Origin of the sequence: Serratia sp. 14-2641, from assembly GCF_001692375.1 — a bacterium.
Classification (GTDB): Bacteria; Pseudomonadota; Gammaproteobacteria; order Enterobacterales; family Enterobacteriaceae; genus Chania; species Chania fonticola_C.
The window spans coordinates 1-821 of sequence record NZ_LXKR01000007.1; the positions used below are offsets into that span (position 1 = coordinate 1).

Annotated in this window: 2 pseudogenes; both read left to right on the top strand. The window is 57.1% G+C overall.

Annotated elements, in window-relative coordinates:
• A pseudogene (locus tag A6U95_RS04880) lies at nt 1-549 on the top strand (PilN family type IVB pilus formation outer membrane protein); the annotation flags it as partial.
• A gap of 3 nt (nt 550-552) precedes the next feature.
• Nucleotides 553-821: pseudogene (locus A6U95_RS04885) on the top strand (hypothetical protein); the annotation flags it as partial.

Sequence of the window (821 nt, forward strand, 5' to 3'; positions counted from 1 at the left end):
GACGGCAAAGGGGCGGGCACCAAGGCCTTTATCAAAGCCCTGTCCGAGCAGGCGAACGTCAGCGTGATGACAGAAGCCTCGAGCATGACGACCAACCTGTCAGCGGTGCCCATCCAGGTTGCGCTGCAACAGGACTATGCCTCGAACGTCACGACAGAGAACACGGCGAACGTCGGTTCATCGAGCAGTATCACCAAGTCGACCATCACCACAGGCTTCAATATGACGGTACTGCCGTTCCTGATGCCCCAGTCGCCAAAAATGCAGCTGCAGTTTGCGATCAATATGTCGGATGACCCGACCATGCGCACGTTCACCAGCGACAACACCTCGGTCGAACTCATGAAGACTCGCCTCAAGACGTTTACCCAGCGCGTCATCATGCAGTCTGGACAGACGTTGGTGCTCAGTGGTTATCAGTCTCTCAATAACACCGCCAACCGCCAGGGCGTCGGCAGTTTCCGCTTCTTCGGACTCGGTGGCGGTGCCAACGGTGAAAACAACAAAACCATGCTGGTCATTCTTATCACTCCGGTCATTTTGGGATAAGCCATGAAACAACAGACTACCTATACGCTGCAGAATGGGCGTGCCTGGCTGGTTGCCGGATTGCACTGGCAATATCTGCCGCTACGTGGGCGCCGTAGCATGCGCTTACGCGCGAAAGAAGCTCATGCCACGCATTGGGCGGTATTACCTACCGGCGACGGCCAGGCACAAGGCACCCTGCTGGGCACCGTCACCCTCACGGACAAAACGCGCCGAAAAGGCGGCCGACATACATTGGCATCAATGGCGTTAGCCGTCCTGCCGGCATTACC